This window comes from Serratia aquatilis (genome assembly GCF_044865145.1).
Taxonomy (GTDB): domain Bacteria; phylum Pseudomonadota; class Gammaproteobacteria; order Enterobacterales; family Enterobacteriaceae; genus Chania; species Chania aquatilis.
Map to the genome: position 1 here is coordinate 1,946,462 of NZ_CP173186.1, position 20,814 is coordinate 1,967,275.

Consider the following 20,814-nt stretch of genomic DNA (forward strand, 5'->3'; position numbering starts at 1 on the left):
ATGGCTACGATTCATGTAGACGGCAAAGAATACGACGTAGATGGAGCCGACAACCTGTTGCAGGCATGTCTCTCCCTCGGGCTCGATATTCCTTACTTTTGCTGGCATCCGGCGCTGGGAAGCGTCGGCGCTTGCCGCCAATGTGCGGTAAAGCAATACCAAAACGCGGACGATACGCGTGGCCGTTTGGTGATGTCCTGTATGACACCGGCATCTGATGGAACATTTATTTCCATCGATGACGCAGAAGCCAAACAGTTCCGTGAAAGTGTGGTTGAATGGTTGATGACCAACCATCCGCACGATTGTCCGGTATGTGAAGAGGGCGGTAACTGTCACTTGCAAGATATGACAGTCATGACCGGCCACAGCTTCCGTAAATACCGCTTTAGTAAACGTACCCACCAAAATCAGGATTTGGGGCCGTTTATCTCTCACGAGATGAACCGCTGTATCGCCTGCTATCGTTGTGTGCGCTATTACAAAGACTATGCTGACGGCACCGATTTGGGTGTGTACGGCGCGCATGACAATGTCTATTTTGGTCGTACGGAAAGTGGCACGCTGGAGAGCGAATTCTCTGGCAACCTGGTGGAGGTTTGTCCAACCGGTGTGTTCACTGATAAGACCCATTCTGAACGCTATAACCGTAAGTGGGACATGCAGTTTGCGCCGAGCATCTGCCAGCAGTGCAGCATTGGCTGTAACACCAGTCCTGGCGAGCGTTATGGTGAGCTGCGCCGTATCGAAAACCGTTATAACGGTAGCGTAAACCATTACTTCCTTTGCGATCGTGGCCGCTTTGGTTACGGGTATGTGAATCTGAAAGATCGTCCGCGTCAGCCGCAACAGCTGCGTGGTAAAGACTGGATCACTCTGAACGCAGAACAGGCAATGCAAGGCGCTGCCGACATTCTACGTCAGGCGAAGAAAACTATCGGTATCGGTTCACCGCGTGCCAGCCTGGAAAGCAACTTTGCGTTGCGTGAGCTGGTAGGGGAGGAGAACTTCTATACCGGCGTCGCTCAGACGGAACAACAACGTCTTAGCCTGATGCTTAACGTGTTGAAAAACAGCGGTGTTTATACGCCTAATCTGCGTGAAATCGAAAGTTATGATGCCGTGTTGGTATTGGGTGAAGATCTGACCCAGACCGGTGCCCGCATTGCCCTGTCGGTTCGTCAGGCAGTGAAGGGTAAAGCGCGTGCCATGGCAGCGGCACAACGCGTTGCCGACTGGCAGATTGCAGCGGTGCAGAACATCGGCCAGCACGCCAAACATCCACTGTTTGTTACCAACGTTGACAACACTCGTCTGGATGATATTGCAGCCTGGAATTATCGTGCACCGGTTGATGAGCAGGCCCGTTTAGGTTTTGCCATTGCCCATGCGCTGGACGATTCGGCTCCTGCGGTTACCGATCTTGCAGAAGGTCTGGATAAGAAAATTGACGTGATCGTTCAGGCTTTAGCGGGTGCACAGAAGCCATTGATCGTTACCGGCAGCAATGCGGGTAGCGAAGCGATCATTGAAGCTGCAGCTAACATTGCCAAGGCACTTAAAGGGCGTGGCTCGAACGTTGGTATCACCTTTGTTGCCGCAGCGGCCAACAGCCTTGGTCTGGCGATGATCGGTGGGGGCACTCTTGACGATGCGTTGACGCAGTTGGCAAGCGGTGCCGCCGATACCGCCATCGTGATGGAGAACGATCTCTATCGTCATGCTCCGGCTTCTAAAGTCGATGCTGCGCTGGCGAAGGTCAGTAACCTGATCGTTGCGGACCATCAGCACACCGCCATTATGGATCGCGCCAATCTGATCCTCTCTGCTGCCAGTTTTGCAGAAAGTGATGGCACCTTGGTCAACCAGGAAGGCCGCGCTCAGCGCTTCTTCCAGGTGTATGATCCTGCCTATTACGATGATGCCAAGAAAAATATCCACAGCGTGATGCTGGAAAGCTGGCGTTGGATGCATTCGTTGCACTCCACCTACACCAGTCGGCAGGTTGACTGGACCCAACTTGATGATGTCATCGCTGCCTGTGTGGCTGCATTGCCGCAATTGGAAGGGATCGTCGAGGCGGCTCCAGACGCCAATTTCCGTATCCGTGGTCAGAAGTTGGCTCGTTCTCCACACCGTTACAGTGGCCGTACCGCAATGCGCGCCGATATCAGTGTGCATGAACCGCGCCAACCGCAGGATAAAGACACCATGTTTGCCTTCTCGATGGAAGGTAACAACAGCCCACTGGCCGACCGTCAGCAGATCCCATTTGCCTGGGCACCGGGTTGGAACTCACCTCAGGCGTGGAACAAGTTCCAGGCCGAAGTGGGTGGCAGTCTGCGTCATGGCGATCCTGGTATTCGCCTGATCGAAGCAGGGGAGGGTAGCCTTGATTACTTCACCAACATCCCTGTGGCATTCAAGGCGGAAGGCTGGCGTGTTGCACCTTACTACCATCTGTTTGGCAGCGATGAAATGTCGCAGCGTTCAGAGGTGATCCAGCAGCGTATGCCGCAGGCGTACGTGATGGTGAACCCTGCTGATGCCGCAGTGCTTGGGGTAAAAGCTGGTGCTTGGGTAGAGTTCAGTTGTGCAGGGCAGTTGCTCCGTTTGCCAGTACGGTTGAGTGAAACACTGTGTCAAGGGCAGGTTGGTTTACCGCTCGGCTTGCCAGGGATCCCGCCAGTGCTGGTGGGTGCAACGGTTGAAAATCTGCGGGAGGCGGCACAATGAGCTGGTTTACGCCTGAGGTGATCGATATTTTGATCGCCATTCTGAAAGCTGTGGTGATCCTGCTGGTCGTGGTGAGCTGTGGGGCCTTCATGAGTTTTGGTGAACGCCGTCTGCTAGGACTGTTCCAGAACCGTTACGGGCCAAATCGTGTCGGTTGGGGCGGTTCGCTGCAGTTGGTCGCCGATATGATCAAAATGTTCTTCAAGGAAGACTGGGTTCCGACATTCTCCGACAGGATGATCTTTACCCTGGCTCCGATGATCGCTTTCACCTCTTTGTTGCTGGCATTTGCCATCGTACCCGTCAGCCCGAGCTGGGCGGTGTCCGATCTCAACATTGGTATCCTGTTCTTCCTGATGATGGCGGGCTTGGCTGTATACGCGGTGTTATTCGCGGGTTGGTCAAGTAACAACAAATACTCCCTGTTGGGTGCGATGCGTGCTTCTGCGCAGACCCTCAGCTATGAAGTGTTCCTCGGCCTGTCAGTGCTGGGTGTGGTAGCGCAGGCAGACTCGTTCAACATGCAGGCTATTGTCGAGTCGCAGGCTCACGTTTGGAATATTATTCCGCAATTCTTTGGTTTCCTTACCTTTGCGATTGCCGGGGTAGCGGTATGCCACCGTCATCCATTTGACCAGCCGGAGGCTGAGCAGGAACTGGCTGACGGTTACCACATTGAATATTCCGGCATGAAGTTCGGTCTGTTCTTTGTAGGGGAATACATCGGGATCGTCACCGTATCTGCCCTGATTGTGACGTTGTTCTTCGGCGGTTGGCAGGGGCCATTCCTGCCGCCATTCATCTGGTTTGCACTGAAAACGGCTTTCTTCATGGTGATGTTTATCCTGATCCGTGCTTCATTGCCGCGTCCGCGCTATGACCAGGTAATGTCCTTTGGCTGGAAAGTGTGCTTGCCACTGACGCTGTTGAACCTGCTGGCTACTGCCGCGGTCATTTTGTACAACGCTCAATAAGGGGTGAATAAACCATGACATTGAAAGAGTTATTGGTTGGTTTCGGCACCCAGGTGCGCAGCCTTTGGATGATTGGCTTACATGCCTTTGCCAAACGCGAAACCCAAATGTATCCGGAGGAACCGGTATATCTGCCACCGCGTTACCGTGGCCGTATCGTGTTGACGCGCGATCCTGATGGCGAAGAGCGCTGTGTGGCCTGTAACCTGTGTGCGGTTGCTTGCCCGGTGGGATGTATCTCGCTGCAAAAGGCTGAGCACCAGGATGGGCGTTGGTATCCAGAGTTTTTCCGCATCAACTTCTCGCGCTGCATTTTTTGTGGTCTATGCGAAGAAGCCTGCCCAACCACCGCGATCCAGCTGACGCCGGATTTCGAAATGGGTGAGTTTAAACGCCAGGATCTGGTGTACGAAAAAGAAGAACTGTTGATCTCGGGGCCGGGTAAATATCCGGAATACAACTTCTACCGGATGGCCGGTATGGCGATTGACGGCAAAGCCAAAGGCGAAGCCGAAAACGAAGCCAAACCGATCGATGTCAAAGGTCTGTTGCCGTAGGAGCAAGCAAAGCATGGAAATTGCCTTTTATCTGGCAGGTTTGATTGCGATTGTCGCGACGATTCGTGTTATTTCGCATACCAATCCTGTGCATGCGCTGCTGTATCTGATCGTGTCCCTACTGGCGATCTCGGCAGTCTTTTTCTCTCTAGGTGCCTATTTTGCGGGTGCGCTGGAAATCATCGTTTATGCCGGTGCCATTATGGTGCTGTTCGTATTTGTGGTGATGATGCTAAACCTCGGCGGTGCCGTGCAGCAGCAGGAGCGTGATTGGCTGAAGCCATCCCTGTGGATTGGACCAGGTTTGTTGTCACTGATTCTGCTGGTGGTGCTGATTGTCGCTATTAGAAGCCTGTCCGATCAGGGCATCAGTGGTGACGTGGTGGATGCCAAAGCTGTAGGTATCAGCCTGTTCGGTCCTTATGTTCTGGCAGTTGAGCTGGCTTCAATGCTGCTGCTGGCGGGGCTGGTTGTTGCCTTCCATATTGGCCGTGAACACAAACCGGGGGAAGTTCTGAGCAATGCCTCTGGGAGCGGTGAAATGGCGAAAAGAAAATCGGAGGAGCAAGCATGATCCCTCTTCAACATGGGCTGATCCTGGCAGCTACGCTGTTTGTTCTAGGGCTGACCGGGTTGCTGATACGTCGTAACCTGTTGTTTATGCTCATCAGCCTGGAAGTGATGATTAACGCTGCTGCGCTGGCGTTTATTGTGGCGGGAAGCTATTGGGGCCAGGCAGATGGGCAGGTTATGTACATTCTGGCGATCAGCTTGGCGGCAGCCGAGGCCAGTATCGGTCTGGCGCTGCTGCTGCAGCTCTACCGCCGTCGTCATACCCTGAATATTGATACTGTCAGTGAGATGCGCGGATGAACCTATTATATTTAACAATTCTGCTACCGCTGATCGGGTTCCTGCTGTTGGCATTTTCCCGTGGTCGCTGGTCTGAAAACACAGCGGCTACTGTCGGGGTGGGCTCTATTGGTCTGGCGGCACTGGTTACGGTCTATGTGGCGATCGATTTTCTGGGTCAAAAAGCCGCTGGTGTGCAACTGTTCGAGCAAAATCTGTGGAACTGGATGACGGTGGGCAACTTCAATATCGGGGTAACCCTGGTATTGGACGGTTTGTCCCTGACCATGCTTTCAGTGGTTACCGGAGTCGGTTTCTTTATCCACATGTTCGCTTCCTGGTACATGCGTGGTGAAGAGGGCTATTCGCGTTTCTTTGCTTACACGAACCTGTTTATCGCCAGCATGGTGATATTGGTACTGTCGGACAACCTGCTGCTGATGTATCTGGGCTGGGAAGGTGTTGGCCTGTGCAGCTATCTGTTGATCGGTTTCTACTATAAAGATCCGGCCAATGGCGCTGCTGCAATGAAAGCCTTCATCGTAACCCGCGTGGGTGACGTGTTTCTGGCCTTTGCGCTGTTTATTCTGTATCACGAATTGGGTACGTTGAACATTCGTGAACTGATGGTGTTGGCACCGCAGAAACTGGTGGTGGGCGACACGGCAATTACCTGGGCAACCCTAATGCTATTGGGTGGTGCAGTTGGTAAGTCAGCACAGCTACCACTGCAAACCTGGCTGGCGGATGCGATGGCAGGCCCAACTCCGGTATCAGCATTGATCCACGCCGCTACCATGGTAACTGCTGGTGTCTATCTGATTGCCCGGATGAATGGCCTGTTCCTGATGGCACCAGAAGTGTTGAACCTTGTCGGTATCGTTGGTGGCGTAACGTTGCTGCTGGCGGGGTTTGCCGCGCTGGTACAGACCGACATCAAGCGGGTGCTTGCCTATTCGACCATGAGCCAGATTGGTTACATGTTCTTGGCACTGGGTGTTCAGGCTTGGGATGCGGCAATCTTCCATCTGATGACCCACGCTTTCTTTAAAGCGCTGCTGTTCCTCTCTTCCGGTTCCGTGATCCTGGCTTGCCATCATGAGCAGAACATCTTCAAGATGGGGGGGCTGCGTAAGAGCATTCCGCTGGTTTATGTGTGCTTCCTGGTGGGGGGCGCTGCATTGTCCGCGTTGCCTATTGTTACCGCCGGTTTCTTCAGTAAGGATGAGATCTTGGCAGGTGCGATGGCAAACGGCCACATCAACCTGATGATTGCTGGTCTGGTTGGTGCATTCCTGACCTCGCTTTATACCTTCCGCATGATTTTCATCGTGTTTCACGGTGAAGAGAAAATCAAAGCGCATGCTGGAAAGGGTATTACACACCACTTACCGCTTCTGGTTCTTTTGGTACTCTCCACCTTTGTTGGCGCGATGATCGTTCCGCCGTTGCAGGGTGTGCTACCCGAAACGGCCAAACTGACACACGGCAGCGTACTGACGCTGGAGATAACCTCTGGAGTAGTGGCTATCGTGGGTATCCTGCTGGCTGCCGTACTCTGGTTGGGGAAACGCAGTCTGGTGAACAGCATCGCGAAAAGCGCTCCAGGTCGTTTCTTCTCAACTTGGTGGTTCCATGCCTGGGGTTTCGACTGGCTGTATGACAAAGTGTTCGTCAGGCCATATCTGGGTATTGCCAAGCTGCTGCGAAGCGATCCGTTGAACTCGATGATGAACCTGCCAGCAATGTTCTCCCGTTGGGGGAATCAGGGCTTGACGGTAAGTGAGAACGGTCAGATACGCTGGTATATCGCGTCTATGGGTGTGGGTGCAGTGGTCGTATTGGCTCTGTTGATTTTGGTTTAACTGAATAATTTAAACAGACGCATTCTGGGTTCGGCCCTTGTCGAACAAGGGCCTGATACAAGTTTTTAGATTATTCATATAAGGGACACAAAACGCCATGCTATTACCTTGGCTAATTCTTCTCCCCTTTATCGGCGGTCTGCTGTGTTGGCAGTGTGAGCGTTTCGGTACTAAGCTACCGCGCTGGATCGCATTGATCGCAATGGGGCTGACATTGGCGCTCTCGCTGCAACTTTGGTTGCAGGGCGGCTATTCACTGATCAAACCGCTAGGCATTCCACAGTGGCAATCTGAATTTGTGCTGCCGTGGATCCCGCGTTTCGGCATCACTATCCACTTGGCGCTGGACGGTCTGTCACTGCTGATGGTGGTGCTGACGGGACTGCTGGGTGTGCTGGCGATCCTCTGTTCCTGGCGTGAAATCCAGAAGTATCAGGGTTTTTTCCACCTGAACCTGCTGTGGATCCTGGGCGGTGTTATCGGCGTGTTCCTCGCCATCGACTTGTTCCTGTTCTTCTTCTTCTGGGAAATGATGCTGGTGCCGATGTACTTCCTGATTGCCCTGTGGGGGCACAAGGCGTCGGACGGTAAAACCCGTATTACAGCAGCAACCAAATTCTTCATCTATACCCAGGCCAGCGGTCTGGTGATGTTGATTGCGATCCTGGGGTTAGTGTTTGTGCACTACAACGCCACTGGCGTGTGGACCTTCAACTATGAAGATCTGCTGAAAACTCCAATGTCACACAACGTTGAGTATCTGTTGATGCTGGGCTTCTTCATCGCTTTTGCGGTGAAAATGCCAGTGGTGCCACTACACGGTTGGTTACCAGATGCCCATAGCCAAGCGCCAACGGCGGGTTCTGTTGACTTGGCGGGGATTTTGCTGAAAACCGCGGCTTACGGCCTGCTGCGTTTTAGCCTGCCGCTGTTCCCTAATGCTTCTGCCGAGTTTGCGCCTATTGCCATGTGGCTGGGTGTAGTGGGGATCTTCTACGGTGCCTGGATGGCGTTTGCGCAAACCGACATCAAACGTCTGATTGCCTATACCTCCGTATCGCACATGGGTTTTGTGCTGATTGCTATCTACACTGGCAGCCAACTGGCTTACCAGGGGGCAGTGATCCAGATGATTGCGCACGGCCTGTCCGCTGCCGGTATGTTCATCATCTGCGGCCAGTTGTATGAGCGTTTGCATACTCGTGATATGCGCCAAATGGGCGGCCTGTGGGGGCGGATCAAGTACATTCCAGCCTTGTCTCTGTTCTTCGCAGTAGCTACGCTGGGGATGCCGGGTACCGGGAACTTCGTCGGTGAATTCATGATCCTGTTCGGTAGTTTCCAGGTTGTGCCTGTGATCACGGTGATTTCTACTTTCGGTCTGGTGTTTGCTTCGGTTTACTCGTTGATCATGATGCAGCGTGCCTATTTCGGCGCAGCCAAATCTGATCAACCGTTGCCTGGCATGACCGCACGTGAGTTGTTCATCATTCTGTTGCTGGTGGTACTGCTGGTTCTGCTGGGTGTTTATCCGCAGCCGATCCTCGATACCTCAAGTGCGGCGATGAGTAACGTGCAACACTGGTTTGGTCCGTCAGTTTCAGCAATTTCAACAACAAGGCCGTAATTCGCCATGACAATAACTCCTCAACAACTGATCGCACTGTTACCGCTGTTGATCGTCGGATTGACGGTGGTGGTTGTGATGCTGTGCATTGCGTGGCGACGCGACCACTTTATCAACGCCACCCTGACAGTGATCGGTCTTAACCTGGCGCTGCTATCGCTTTATTTTGTTGGCCAGGTAGGCCCAATGGACGTCACCCCGCTGATGCGGGTTGACAGTTATGCAATGTTCTATACCGGGTTGGTTTTGCTGGCGAGTCTGGCAACCTGCACCTTCGCCTACCCATGGCTGGTGGGTTACCCGGATAACCGCGAAGAGTTTTACCTGCTGGTTTTGATTGCTTCCTTGGGTGGCATTCTGCTGGCGAGCGCCAACCATCTGGCTGCGCTGTTCCTGGGTATTGAACTGATCTCGTTGCCGCTGTTTGGTCTGATTGGCTATGCCTATCGTCAGAAGCGTTCACTGGAAGCGGCGATCAAGTACATGGTGCTGTCTGCCGCGGCATCCAGTTTCCTGCTGTTCGGTATGGCGCTGCTGTATGCTGAGTCTGGTGATCTGTCACTGGCTGGTCTTGGCAAGAGCCTGCAAGATAGCATGGTGCACCAACCGCTGATCCTGGCTGGTATGGGCATGATGATCGTCGGCCTGGGCTTTAAACTCTCACTGGTGCCATTCCAACTGTGGACACCGGATGTGTACCAAGGGGCGCCTGCGCCGGTTTCAACCTTCCTGGCGACTGCCAGCAAGATTGCGATTTTCGCAGTAGTGATGCGGTTGTTCCTGTATGCACCGGCTGCCGACAGTGAAGCATTGCGTATGGTGTTGTCGATCATCGCCTTCTGCTCGATCCTGTTTGGTAACTTGATGGCGATCAGCCAGAGCAACATCAAACGGCTGCTCGGTTACTCCTCTATCGCTCACCTGGGTTACCTGCTGGTTGCGCTGATAGCGGTGCAAACGCATCAGCTTTCTCTGGAAACTGCAGGTGTCTATTTGGCGGGTTACCTGTTCAGCAGCCTGGGTGCTTTTGGTGTGGTCAGCCTGATGTCCAGCCCGTATCGTGGTCCGGATGCAGATTCGCTGTTCTCTTACCGCGGCCTGTTCTGGCACAAGCCAATCCTTTCGGCTGTAATGACGGTCATGATGCTGTCTTTGGCCGGTATTCCAATGACGCTAGGCTTTATCGGTAAGTTCTTTGTTATTGCGATGGGTGTCAGTGCTCAACTGTGGTGGTTGACTGGTGCGGTAGTGGTAGGTAGCGCGATTGGTTTGTACTACTACCTGCGTGTGACCGTTAGCCTGTTCCTGAGTGCACCAGAGACACTGGTACGCGATACGCCTAACAACTGGGCATTGACCGCGGGCGGTGTAGTGGTGCTGATCTCTGCAGCGCTAGTGTTGTTGTTGGGTCTTTACCCGCAACCGCTGATCGCGCTGGTGCAAATGGCACAGCCGATGTTCTGATTGGTAAACAGTTAGAAGGAAGGTCGCCTCGGCGGCCTTTTTTTATAACTTTGTCCCGCCTGAACAATTCTTGCGGCTTACCTATTGTTTACAGCAAACAGCGAGCCATGTTTCCTGGCAAAAATGGGAAGTTCCATGAGTGATACAGCCTGTATATTGTTTATCAACAATAGTGATAAGCATGCTGAAATACTGTTATTCTCTGACGGTGCCGATCGCACACCGATGACGGTGAAAGCCGCCGAGTAGCAAATTTCATGCGGCCCTTTGGGACACCATTCTAGGAAAATCATGGTTGCTTTATGGATGATTGTCGCCAGCGCTTTTTTCGCGTTGATGGGAGTCTGCATTAAGCTGGCTTCAGCGAAAGTCGGCTTCTTCGATATCGTTTTTTACCGTTCATTTATCAACGTAGCGATCGTCGCGTTACTGATTAAATTGAAAAATATCGGTTTTCGTACCCGGCACTTGAGCTTGCACATGAAACGTGCTGCAATCGGCAACGCTGCCATGTACTGTGGCTTCTATTCGCTGATCCACCTACCTATCGCAACGGCTACGACCCTAGGTTATACCAGCCCAATTTTTCAGTCGGTGATCACCTTTGTGACGGCAAAAGGACAGTTGACAGGGAAATTACTGTTTTCAGTCTTATTAGGGTTCGTCGGTATTCTTATTCTACTACGCCCGGATGTGCCGCATGGTGAATATGCCGCTACGCTGATTGGCTTGCTTTCAGGCTTACTGACTGCTCTGGCCTATTTTAATGTTGGTAAACTGGTTCGTACTGGTGAACCTGAGTTGCGTGTGGTGTTCTACTTTTCTTTGGTCGGCACCTTGGTGGGGGCGGTGATGACGTCTTTCATCGGGTTTACCGCTTTGGATTCGATTACTTTGCTTTGCGTGTGTGCCATTGGCATATTCGGTAGTTTGGGGCAAATTACCCTGACTCGGGCTTACGGTACAGGCAATGCCGTGATTGTCAGTATCCTTTCTTACAGCACGATTATTTTCTCAACCTTACTGGGTTACCTGATTTTCGACGAGTCACTCTCTTCCTCGGCGGCGGTCGGCATGGTATTGATTATTCTATCCGGCGCTTTGGCTATCCTACGCCGTACGTCAAAGAAAACGGTTAAAGCCGCATAAGTATGATTTTTCAGTAGGCTATCTAATGTTAGTGCCGACTTTGGTATGCTTGATATTTTTGTGACGAGAATCAAATAATAAAAAATGAAATAATTTTTGTTGCACAAATAATGTGACTTATATCACAAGGAAATAGCGAATTTTGCGTAAACTGTTGGCACTAATTTCAGTGGAACAGTTTATGAACGTACTTCTTGCCATCGCGATAACTACCGGGATCCTTTCTGGCGTGTGGGGGTGGGTTGCCATTAGCTTTGGGCTAATCAGTTGGGCAGGTTTTCTCGGTTGCACGGCTTACTTCGCTTGTCCACAAGGTGGGTTAAAGGGCCTATTAATCAGTACGCTCTCCTGTTGTAGCGGCGTGTTTTGGGCGATGGTTATCATCCACGGCAGTGCGTTGGAGCCCGCCTGGAGTATGCTTGGCTATCTACTGACAGGGGCCGTCGCGTTTGTTATGTGTATTCAGGCAAAGCAACGCTGGTTGGGATTTGTTCCCGGCACTTTCATTGGTGCCTGTGCGACCTTTGCCGGCGATGGACATTGGCAATTAATCACCGTTTCGCTGTTGGTTGGGCTGGTATTTGGCTACGCCATGAAAAATAGTGGATTTTGGTTGGCGGCTCGTGGCAGGCAAGAAGCTTCGCCACTGGCGGAACATGCCTCTCCCGATGCCTGAAACGGCATGGGGTGTGGAAACTACCGCACCCCATAGGCCTGTTCTTTGAATTGTCAGTCTTGTACAAAAACCGTTATCCAGGTTCGCGCCCCAGGATCACTTCTACCACATGGATTTTCCCTTCATCAACCAGGTTTATCACCGGCTCAGACTGTTGCTCGCCGTCAATAATCACCTGAGTTTTTCCCTCTCCCTGCCTTAAGGTTAATTGGTATTCACTACTTCCTTCGCGATAAGTAATGGTGATCGGTGCCCAGTTATCAGGTAAGCGTGTATTGATCGATAGCGTATTACCTTGGCGTTTAAGCCCAAGCAGTGACTCTATGATTAGCCGATACATCCAAGCCGCAGAGCCGGTATACCAACTCCATCCTCCACGCCCAATATGAGGGGCAACTGCATAGATATCTGCGGTGGCAACATAAGGTTCGACCTTGTAGCGTTCCGCAGAACTGACGTTCAGGCTATGATTTATCGGGTTAATCAGCGCCATCAGTTCCCAGGCGCGTTCAATATCTCCCATTTCTGCGAACGCCATCACTGCCCATACTGCCGCATGGGTGTATTGTCCGCCGTTCTCACGCACCCCGGGCAGATAACCACGAATATAGCCGGGGTTAGGGCCGTTGCCATCAAATGGCGGGGTCAGCAGCTTGATGATACCCGCCTGATTATCTACCAGATGCTGATCCAAAGATTGCATCGCCTGCGCGCTGCGCGCTTTGTCACCGGCACCGGAAATGACCGACCAGCTCTGGGCAATAGCATCAATACGGCACTCTGTTGCATCGTGAGAACCCAGCGGTTCTCCACTATCAAAATATCCACGGCGGTACCACTCGCCATCCCACGCGTGGTCATGCAGGTTAATCCGCAGCTTTTCTGCTTCAAGCTGGCACAGCTCGGCCAGTTCCTGATCGCCACGCTGCGTTGCCAGTTTGCCGAAACGCTGCAGAATGTAGAACAGGAAGAAGCCGAGCCAAACGCTCTCACCACGGCCCTCCAGCCCAACCATATTCATGCCATCGTTCCAGTCACCGGCTCCCATCAGTGGTAAACCATGCTCACCGAACCGCAGACCATGTTTCAGTGCCCTGGCGCCGTGTTGATACAGACTTTCCTTTTCTGCACTGATGCTGGGGTGTTCGTAAGCCGACTCTTCGCCCGGTGTCAGTTTCCTTGCCTCCAGATACTCCACCTGTTCTTCGAGGATCGTCTGATCGTCAGTGGCGTCAAGGTAATGACAGATCGCCAACGGCAACCACAGATAATCATCGGAACAGCGGGTGCGAACACCATTTCCTTGCGGTGGGTGCCACCAATGCTGTACATCCCCCTCAACAAACTGCCGCGAAGCACAGAGCAGAATTTGTTCACGCGCGCGTTCTGGCATGGCGTGTGTTAAAGCCAAGGTATCCTGGAGTTGGTCGCGGAAGCCAAATGCGCCACCAGACTGATAATAACCGCTACGTGCATGAAGACGGCAGGAGATGGTCTGATAAAGTAACCAGCCGTTGGCCAGCAAATCGACAGCAGGGTGCGGGGTAGTGATTTGCACTTTGTTGAGCAGGGTATTCCAGTACTCTTCTACCTGCTGCAATTCGCCATGCAAAGCATCCTCCTGCAGGTATTGTTGCATCAGGGCCTCGGCCTGCTCTGAGTTTTGCCCCAGACCAAGAACGAATACAAAGCTGCGCTGATCGCCATCAATCATACTGATAGCGGATTGCACAGCACCACAAGGATCCAGTCCGGCTCCTGTCTTGCCGGATAACCTGCGCAACTTCAGGACAGCCGGATCGGCCAGCGTACCGTTGCGGCCGATAAATTCCCGCCGATCGCCAGTGATTGAACAATGTACACCGGTTACGCCGAAGAAGGCTGTCCGTTCCGAACCGCTGCCCACATAGTGGTTGGTAGCGAGGATCCCACTGCCATTAGGCAGGGTTGCGGTTCTTGTCACCACGTGCATCGCCGATTTTTGACGTAAATCACCAAGAATAAACTCAACATAGCCGGTAGTAGAAAGTTCTCGCGTTCGGCCAGAAGTATTAGTGAGCGTCAGCAGGAACAATTTTACCGGTGCATCTTTGGCAACCAACATGGTTAACTGGCTGTCGATGCCAGTTTCCCGGTGTTCGAACACACTATAGCCAAAGCCATGGCGCGTCAGGTAGTGGCCGCGTCCCCGAGCGGGCAGCGGTGTTGGTGACCAAACATGGCCACTCTCTTCGTCGCGCAAATAGAAAGCCTCACCGCTACGATCGCTCACAGGATCGTTTTCCCACGGTGTTATGCGATATTCGTGCGCATTTTCATACCAGGTATAGGCTTGGCCGCTTTCTGAGATAACCGAGCCGAACATCGAGTTGGCAATAACGTTTGACCATGGGGCCGGCGTGACTTTGCTTTCGTTCATGGCGATCACATATTCCCGGCCATTTTCCGAGAAACCGCCAAAGCCGTTATAGAACCGCAGAGTGTCGAGGTCCGGTAACTGGGGGGAGTGCAGATTGCGCGGCAAGTTGGCCACAGTTATCAGCTTGGATGAAGCCGTTGGTGGCCCCAATTTCTGCTGTTGTAGTTGCGGCGCTTGCAATCGCTGGTTGAGTTGCTCTGCCAGGCCGCCACGTTGGTCGTTAAGGTAAATACGCGCTACGCTCATCAGCAGAGTATGATCTTCAGGCGACATATGCTCGCTGGAGCGAACGAAAATCCCGCCGGGTTTGTCCGTCTGGGATGACTCCATTCCAGCGGCAATCAGTGCCATGATCTGAGTTTGCAGTTCTTGCCGATAGCCGCCAGAATCCTCATTGAGGATCACCAGATCTACCTGCAATCCTTTCAATCGCCAATAATTGTGTGCCTGAATCAACTGACGAACCAGCGCGATATTCTCGCTGTTGGTCACTGAAAGCAGTACGATCGGCAGATCGCCAGAGATCGAATATCCCCACAATCCTGATTGCCCGCGGCGATTTCTGACGATCTCGCTGCTTGCGGCGCGCATTTCCTGTGCTGGGAAAACGATGGCACTGGCCAGCCGATTAAAAAGATTCGCATCTTCTTCGCTAGCGTTTAGCTGGCGTAACACCACCTGGCTGTGTGACCAGGCGAGCTCGAAAATACGATCGGCCATATAGCGATCGCGATATTTCTCCAGCATCGCCAGACTGCTGGCGCGATTTTCACAGACCCCGTAGAAGATATCCACCGTCAGCGGGATATTGGGTTCAAGCTGAACCCGCTGGCGGATAGCGATAATCGGGTCGATCACTGGGCCTGCACTATCGCTCAATGGCTGATTCTGCTGTAGTGCCAGTGGATTAGCTGAAGTATGGCCACGGCCAATAAATTTGGCGCGGTCGGTTTCAAAGGAGGTCTGGCTACTTTTACCTCTTACTGTCATGACATGCAACAGCCACGGGGAGACATCTTTGGGTTCTCGTGGGCGGCGATGGCACAGAATGGCATCCTGATCTGCCAATAATTCGGTTTGCACAAACAGGTTACTGAATGCAGGGTGGGCTAAATCGTTGCTGGCGGGTGCCAGCACAACCTCAGCGTAGCTGGTGATTTCAATAATACGTGGCTGCTTGCCATGATTGACCAGGGTCAAACGCCGCAGTTCGATGTCATCCTCTGGCGAAATAACCACCTGTGTTTTCACCGACAGCATTCCCTGCTTACGATGGAATTCTGCTCCAGCATCGCTGAGCACGGCACGATAAGTTTTCTCTGCCCCGCCAGTGGGTTGCCAGGTATTGCTCCAAACTTCACCGGTTTGTGGATCGCGCAGGTAGCAGAATGCTCCCCAATTATCACTGGTGGCATCTTCACGCCAACGGGTCAGCGCCAGATTTTGCCAGCGGCTATAGCTACCACCACTTTGGGTAATCATCAGATGGTAATTGGCGTTAGACAGGAGTTGCACTTCCGGGATTGGCGAATCAACACGCGTAAATTCGCGTGCGGGGATGCAGGCCGGTTTGATCGTCCCTTCGTGAGTTTCAAAATGGCGGCGGTTACTGTAAAGCTCGACCGCATCTGGAACACGTTCCTGCAGTAACAGACGTGTTGACTGGAAAGCGGGATCGCTGGCGAAGCGTTTTACCATTGGTGCATCCAGCAGTAGGTGAGACAACGCCAGAAAACTCATCCCCTGGTGGTGAGCCATATAGGAGCGGACAATCGAGTATAACTGCCCACGATTAAGGCGCGACGTTGTGAAATCCAGCGCTTCGTAGAAGCCATAGCGGCCTTTGGCACCCTTTTTTTCCAGTTCAACCAGATTATTGTAGGCACTGTCGGGGGCAATAATCAGCGCCATGACTGTGGCATAAGGCGCGATCACCAGATCGTCACCCAGTCCCCGTCTCAGCCCCAGCCCAGGCACACCAAAGGCGTGATATTGGTAATTTTGTAATGCGTCAAAGCCGGAGTAACCAGATTCCGATATTCCCCATGGAACGCCTCTTTCCTTACCCCAGGCAATTTGCCGTTCCACGGCGGCGCGGCACATTTGCGCCAACAGGGTATCGGGATAGGCTGGCATCACCAGTTGCGGCATCAAGTATTCAAACATTGAGCCACTCCAGGACATCAATGCGGGCTCTTTGTTGATAACGGTGAACAGACGGCCCAATGCAAACCAACTGCGTTGTGGGATCTGGTTGGTCGCAATAGCGACATAGTTGGTCAGGCGGATTTCTGATGCCAGCAAATCATATTTACCGCTGTCAGCACGATTCTGGTCACAGTTGAAGCCCACGGTGAGCATATGTGTGGCTTCGTCGTAAAGGAAACGGAAGTCCATCTGCGCCAGTTTTACCAGCCGCTGCTGCAATTGCGCCAACTGCGATAGGTGTTCGGCAGCAAGTTGCGCGACGGCGTCAAGCTGCGCCTGTTGCTCGGTTGCCAGTGCCAGCCGTTGTGGTGGATTGGCTAACCACTGTAGGCTAGGAACCTGCTCCACTTCAGTCATGCTGACACTCAGCCAGCCAAACCACTGGTACCATTCGCTACACAAGACATTCAGCTGTTGATGCAGAGCACCAGCCCAGCGCTTAGTTTCTTCACTGTGTTGTAGAGCGGGTTCCTGCAAATCGTGACTGTAATTGCGCATTGCATCGAGTTCAGTTTGCAGCATTGCTGGATGAGCATCCCGCGCCTGTTCCCAATGCTTACGCAGCCTGTGTAATCCTTTCGGCGCTGCTTCACCCCAGTGCATTTCCACTAGTAGTAACGTATCTTCCAACCCTGCCAATACAAGTGACGGGGTGATGACGGGTTGCATGGCCAGTGCCGGTAATCCCGCGCTCAGGGTCAGCAAGTGGCCGGCGAAATTGCCGCTATCGACGCTGGAAACGTAGCGTGGTGTCAGAGGAGCCAGCGTCCGCGTGTCATACCAGTTATAGAAATGACCACGGTAACGCTCCATCAGATCCAGTGTATTAAGCGTAAGCTTGATGCGTTCCATGGCTTCGCTAAGCGTTATATAGCCGAAGTCATAAGCGGTCAGATCGGCTAGCAGCGACAGCCCAATATTGGTCGGGGAAGTGCGATGCGCTATGACGGGTTCTGGGATCTCCTGAAAATTATCCGGTGGCAACCAGTTTTCTTGCTGATTGACGAAGTTGGCAAAAAACGACCAGGTTTCACGGCTGGTTTGGCGCAGGAAGCGGTGTTGCTGATCATTAATCGTTGCTGCCCGGCGCAGTGGCTCATGACTGAGCGTGAACAGCAGCAATGGCGACAGGATCCACAGGGTGGCAAAGGGGAGTGTTACCATCAAGGCCATCGGGCCGGAGAGTATGGCCAGAAATAGTAACAGAACACCTGCAAACGGGTTGACCCAGAGACTGCGATAGAAATTCTCCAAAGTCACTGCATGGGAGTGTTTGGTTTGATCGAAACTGGTCCATTCTTGCAGATTACGTTTGCTCACCAGTAACCGCCACAGGGTGATCCCGATGGCTTTCAGGCTGTACAGTGCCTCATGAGGCAAGACGGCTAAATGTAGACCCACTTGCGCTAACCGGTGCAGTGAACCTTTCAATGCAATCTTCATATGCTGCATAAAAGGTCGACGCGGCGGCTTGTTTACCAGATCCTGCATCAAGGCCAGTAACGTTGGCAGGAGCAGGATAATGCTAAACACCGCCAGCCAATAAAGGGTATTCGGCATCCAGGTAAAACCAGCAAACAGCAGCAACAGGAGAGAAGGTGATACCAGACTGCGGCGCAGGTTATCGAACAGTTTCCAGCGGGATAGGTGGCTCAGAGGATTGGCAGTACGCGTGCCGTCTTCGGTTACTACACGTGGTAAAAGCCAGTTGAGTAATTGCCAATCACCCCTGATCCAGCGTGAACGGCGTGCCACGTCGACCAGATAATTGCTGGGATACTGTTCATAAAGCAACACATCACTCAACAGGCCAGAACGTGCGTAGCATCCTTCCAGCAGATCGTGGCTCAGCACCAGATTTTCCGGGCAGGTGTTCTGCAGGCTCTCAGAGAAAATATCAACGTCATAAATCCCTTTACCAATGAACGAGCCCTCACCAAACAGATCCTGATAAATATCGGAAGCCATCATGGTATAGGGATCGTTACCGGGCGTACTGCTGCAGAGTGCAGCATAGCGGCTCTGTCCGCTAGACGGTATCTCTTCTGCCATTCGCGGTTGCAGGATGGCATAGCCTGCCACAACGCGCTGCTGTTTGGCGTCGTATTGCGGCTGATTCAAAGGGTGAGCCATGGCGGCGATCAACTGATGGGCGGTCTCGCGTGGTAAAACCGTATCACTGTCCAGTGTGATCACGTACTTGACGTTTTTGAGCACCTCCAACCCCTGACCAATCTGCGTGGTAAATGTGTTACCCCGATTGCGCAGCCAGTCATTCAGCGCGTTCAATTTACCGCGTTTACGCTCCAGGCCCATCCATGCCTGCTGCTTTTCATTCCATTGACGCTCGCGGTGAAACAGAAAGAAATGGCTTGGCCCAGCACAGGCATGGCGTGCATTCAGTGCTGTAATTTTCTGAGTTGCGTAAGCCAATAATTCGGCATCTTCAGGAAGCTGCTGTTGCTGCGCATCATTAAAATCGGTGAGCAAGGCAAAATGTAAATAATCCATTTTGTTGCCCAGATAACAGACTTCCAGCGAATTGAGCAACTGATCGATGCTGTTCTTGCTGCCAAGTAAAGTGGGGATCACCACCAATGTGCGTGATTCAGGGGGAATACCGTGGGAAAAGTCTAGCCTTGGTAACGGCAGCGGTGAGCGGCTGCGCGTGGTGACCTCATTCAGCAGGTTGAGTATGAATTGGCTAATCACGAGTGCCAGTGGGGGCAACAGTATCAGCAGTTCCCAGGTAATACCGGTGTTATAGGTATCGCGCAACAGTACGGCACAGACTGCGGTGGTAAGCAGGCTTAAGCTACCGATCCAGGAAAGGAGCGGGGACTGATTTAAGGCATGGCGAATGTGGGTAATACGCCCAAACCGAACATCGAGTTGCTGTTCCAATTGGACACGGCCAGCATCGACCAGGTAATAACCGATATGGTGAGTGCGCCGATCGCTGTCAGGATCTTCTGCCGCGATACGTGCCATATTCAGGACGTATCTGGCTACTTCAATCTCGTTATGTACACAAGAGCGGGCCAGCAATTCAATCACGTGACGATAGTTGTCACGGGTATCAAAATGCATTAACGGGTAAACCCCTGCAGGATCTTCGCGCAGCGTATGGTCAACCTGACTCATGGTTTCGACAAATTCGGCCCAGTCCATTTCACTCAATTGGCGCAGACCAGAAATGCTGTTGCTGACCGACAGTTGGCTGACAGCCAGTTGCTGGTTGAATAGATGGATCAGTTCATCGGAGGTCATGCTGACTTCGGCAAGGCGCTGTTCTACCCAGGTCAGTGGCAGTGCCAGCATCGAACCATGCCCTTGCAGGCGGCGTACCAATTCCGCGACAAAGGCACTGGTACGGGGAGGGTTGGAACGTGCCATATCGGCGATCACGATAATCAGATTAGCCGGATCGTTTTCCGCAGATTCCAGCATTTTAGTGACCCAGCTATCGGCCAGATTGCGTTCCTGTTCTGCCTCAGCCACTTCTACCGCCACCCGGCGCAGATTTTCTATCAGCGCCAGTCTCAGCATACCCGGTAATGCCCAGAGTTCGCCCAGCGTCAGATTGGTCTGTTTTTGGTAAGCCGCAATATAACGCATCAGACTTTCGGCATCCCACCTGCCATCACCATGGGCGATGGCCTCGGTGGCGATATCGTAAATACGCGGGCAATTATGTGGTGCGGCTAATTGTGGTAACCCACGGCCAAATGTTTTCGGCAGATGGTGGCGGACAACACGAATTTGCTCCTCAATCAGGTAATAGTTATCGAGCAGCCAATCTCCAGCGGGGGTCATGATACTTTTCTTGCCATTGCTCAACAGAAGGCAGCATTCAGCCAATATTTCTTCGTTGTTATCCAGGCGTTTGAGCAAATAGTAGGGCGTTTTACGCGTTGCCAACTTATGTGAGCGTGCCAAACGCTGGCCGTAGCGTTCCATTTGATCGACAGAGAACAGTTCCGCCTTGATCTTATTGGCGGCAGGCATTTCGGCGGCGGCACGATTAAGCCCTATTGGCAACGTAGAGGTTTTAGCTCCTGGAAGGCGTTTCTTTAACCAATGTGTAAATTTTTCTTTCACGAAAAAGTTCCTTGCATCTAGCCCAAAGGAGAGTCGGTTATTCCCATTGGGAGGCTGTGAATGCTCTTAATTAACTCACTATTGATCCGAATTTATTCTCGGTTGGAACCGGCTTTTCAGTAGGCTTGCGACAGCGTGCAACGGCTGTTTATCAAGGCTTAATCTTCAGCTTTGCAAAATAATCAT

Annotated in this window: 11 protein-coding genes; 10 read left to right on the plus strand and 1 reads right to left on the minus strand. The window is 52.5% G+C overall.

Annotated elements, in window-relative coordinates; genetic code table 11:
* The 10 genes from nuoG to SAQUA_RS08785 all read left to right on the plus strand — a co-directional run bounded on the left by nuoG (nucleotide 1) and on the right by SAQUA_RS08785 (nucleotide 11,900).
* Nucleotides 1-2,736, plus strand: coding sequence for an NADH-quinone oxidoreductase subunit NuoG (nuoG, locus tag SAQUA_RS08740; protein ID WP_380672648.1), 2,736 nt, complete (start codon nucleotides 1-3; stop codon nucleotides 2,734-2,736).
* Nucleotides 2,733-3,710: an NADH-quinone oxidoreductase subunit NuoH gene (nuoH, locus tag SAQUA_RS08745; RefSeq protein ID WP_380672650.1), complete on the plus strand. Its 978-nt coding sequence runs from the start codon at nucleotides 2,733-2,735 to the stop codon at nucleotides 3,708-3,710. Before nuoG ends, nuoH begins: the two co-directional genes overlap by 4 nt.
* Before the next feature lie 14 nt (nucleotides 3,711-3,724).
* A complete protein-coding gene (nuoI, locus tag SAQUA_RS08750; protein WP_380672652.1) occupies nucleotides 3,725-4,267 on the plus strand; it encodes an NADH-quinone oxidoreductase subunit NuoI in 543 nt (180 codons plus the stop codon).
* 13 nt (nucleotides 4,268-4,280) lie between these two features.
* A complete protein-coding gene (gene nuoJ, locus SAQUA_RS08755) occupies nucleotides 4,281-4,841 on the plus strand; it encodes an NADH-quinone oxidoreductase subunit J (RefSeq protein ID WP_380672654.1) in 561 nt (186 codons plus the stop codon).
* Entirely contained in the window at nucleotides 4,838-5,140 is a 303-nt protein-coding gene (gene nuoK / locus SAQUA_RS08760) for an NADH-quinone oxidoreductase subunit NuoK (RefSeq protein WP_380672656.1), read from the plus strand. Before nuoJ ends, nuoK begins: the two co-directional genes overlap by 4 nt.
* The gene (nuoL, locus tag SAQUA_RS08765; RefSeq protein WP_380672658.1) at nucleotides 5,137-6,984 is read left to right on the plus strand and encodes an NADH-quinone oxidoreductase subunit L; all 1,848 of its coding nucleotides are present in this window, start codon (nucleotides 5,137-5,139) and stop codon (nucleotides 6,982-6,984) included. Before nuoK ends, nuoL begins: the two co-directional genes overlap by 4 nt.
* A 97-nt stretch (nucleotides 6,985-7,081) precedes the next feature.
* Nucleotides 7,082-8,611: an NADH-quinone oxidoreductase subunit M gene (gene nuoM, locus SAQUA_RS08770; protein ID WP_380672660.1), complete on the plus strand. Its 1,530-nt coding sequence runs from the start codon at nucleotides 7,082-7,084 to the stop codon at nucleotides 8,609-8,611.
* Nucleotides 8,612-8,617: 6 nt separating this feature from the next.
* Complete coding sequence (gene nuoN / locus SAQUA_RS08775) at nucleotides 8,618-10,075, plus strand: NADH-quinone oxidoreductase subunit NuoN (protein ID WP_380672662.1); 1,458 nt, start codon at nucleotides 8,618-8,620, stop codon at nucleotides 10,073-10,075.
* A 291-nt stretch (nucleotides 10,076-10,366) separates the two neighbouring features.
* Nucleotides 10,367-11,224 (plus strand): DMT family transporter, encoded by an 858-nt coding sequence (locus tag SAQUA_RS08780; protein ID WP_380672664.1) that lies wholly within the window; start codon nucleotides 10,367-10,369, stop codon nucleotides 11,222-11,224.
* A 181-nt stretch (nucleotides 11,225-11,405) separates the two neighbouring features.
* Nucleotides 11,406-11,900, plus strand: coding sequence for a DUF1097 domain-containing protein (locus SAQUA_RS08785; protein ID WP_380672666.1), 495 nt, complete (start codon nucleotides 11,406-11,408; stop codon nucleotides 11,898-11,900).
* 73 nt (nucleotides 11,901-11,973) lie between these two features.
* On the opposite strand, the gene SAQUA_RS08790 is transcribed toward SAQUA_RS08785, so the two are convergent.
* Nucleotides 11,974-20,568, minus strand: coding sequence for a GH36-type glycosyl hydrolase domain-containing protein (locus tag SAQUA_RS08790; RefSeq protein ID WP_380673621.1), 8,595 nt, complete (start codon nucleotides 20,566-20,568; stop codon nucleotides 11,974-11,976).
* Nucleotides 20,569-20,814 lie beyond the last annotated feature (246 nt).

Bases quoted from the DNA above. Each gene is read 5' to 3' on its own strand.
- SAQUA_RS08780 (WP_380672664.1), top strand. From the start codon at position 10,367: ATGGTTGCTTTATGGATGATTGTCGCCAGCGCTTTTTTCGCGTTGATG.
- nuoH (WP_380672650.1), top strand. From the start codon at position 2,733: ATGAGCTGGTTTACGCCTGAGGTGATCGATATTTTGATCGCCATTCTG.
- nuoL (WP_380672658.1), top strand. From the start codon at position 5,137: ATGAACCTATTATATTTAACAATTCTGCTACCGCTGATCGGGTTCCTG.
- nuoG (WP_380672648.1), top strand. From the start codon at position 1: ATGGCTACGATTCATGTAGACGGCAAAGAATACGACGTAGATGGAGCC.
- nuoK (WP_380672656.1), top strand. From the start codon at position 4,838: ATGATCCCTCTTCAACATGGGCTGATCCTGGCAGCTACGCTGTTTGTT.
- SAQUA_RS08785 (WP_380672666.1), top strand. From the start codon at position 11,406: ATGAACGTACTTCTTGCCATCGCGATAACTACCGGGATCCTTTCTGGC.
- nuoJ (WP_380672654.1), top strand. From the start codon at position 4,281: ATGGAAATTGCCTTTTATCTGGCAGGTTTGATTGCGATTGTCGCGACG.
- nuoI (WP_380672652.1), top strand. From the start codon at position 3,725: ATGACATTGAAAGAGTTATTGGTTGGTTTCGGCACCCAGGTGCGCAGC.
- nuoM (WP_380672660.1), top strand. From the start codon at position 7,082: ATGCTATTACCTTGGCTAATTCTTCTCCCCTTTATCGGCGGTCTGCTG.
- nuoN (WP_380672662.1), top strand. From the start codon at position 8,618: ATGACAATAACTCCTCAACAACTGATCGCACTGTTACCGCTGTTGATC.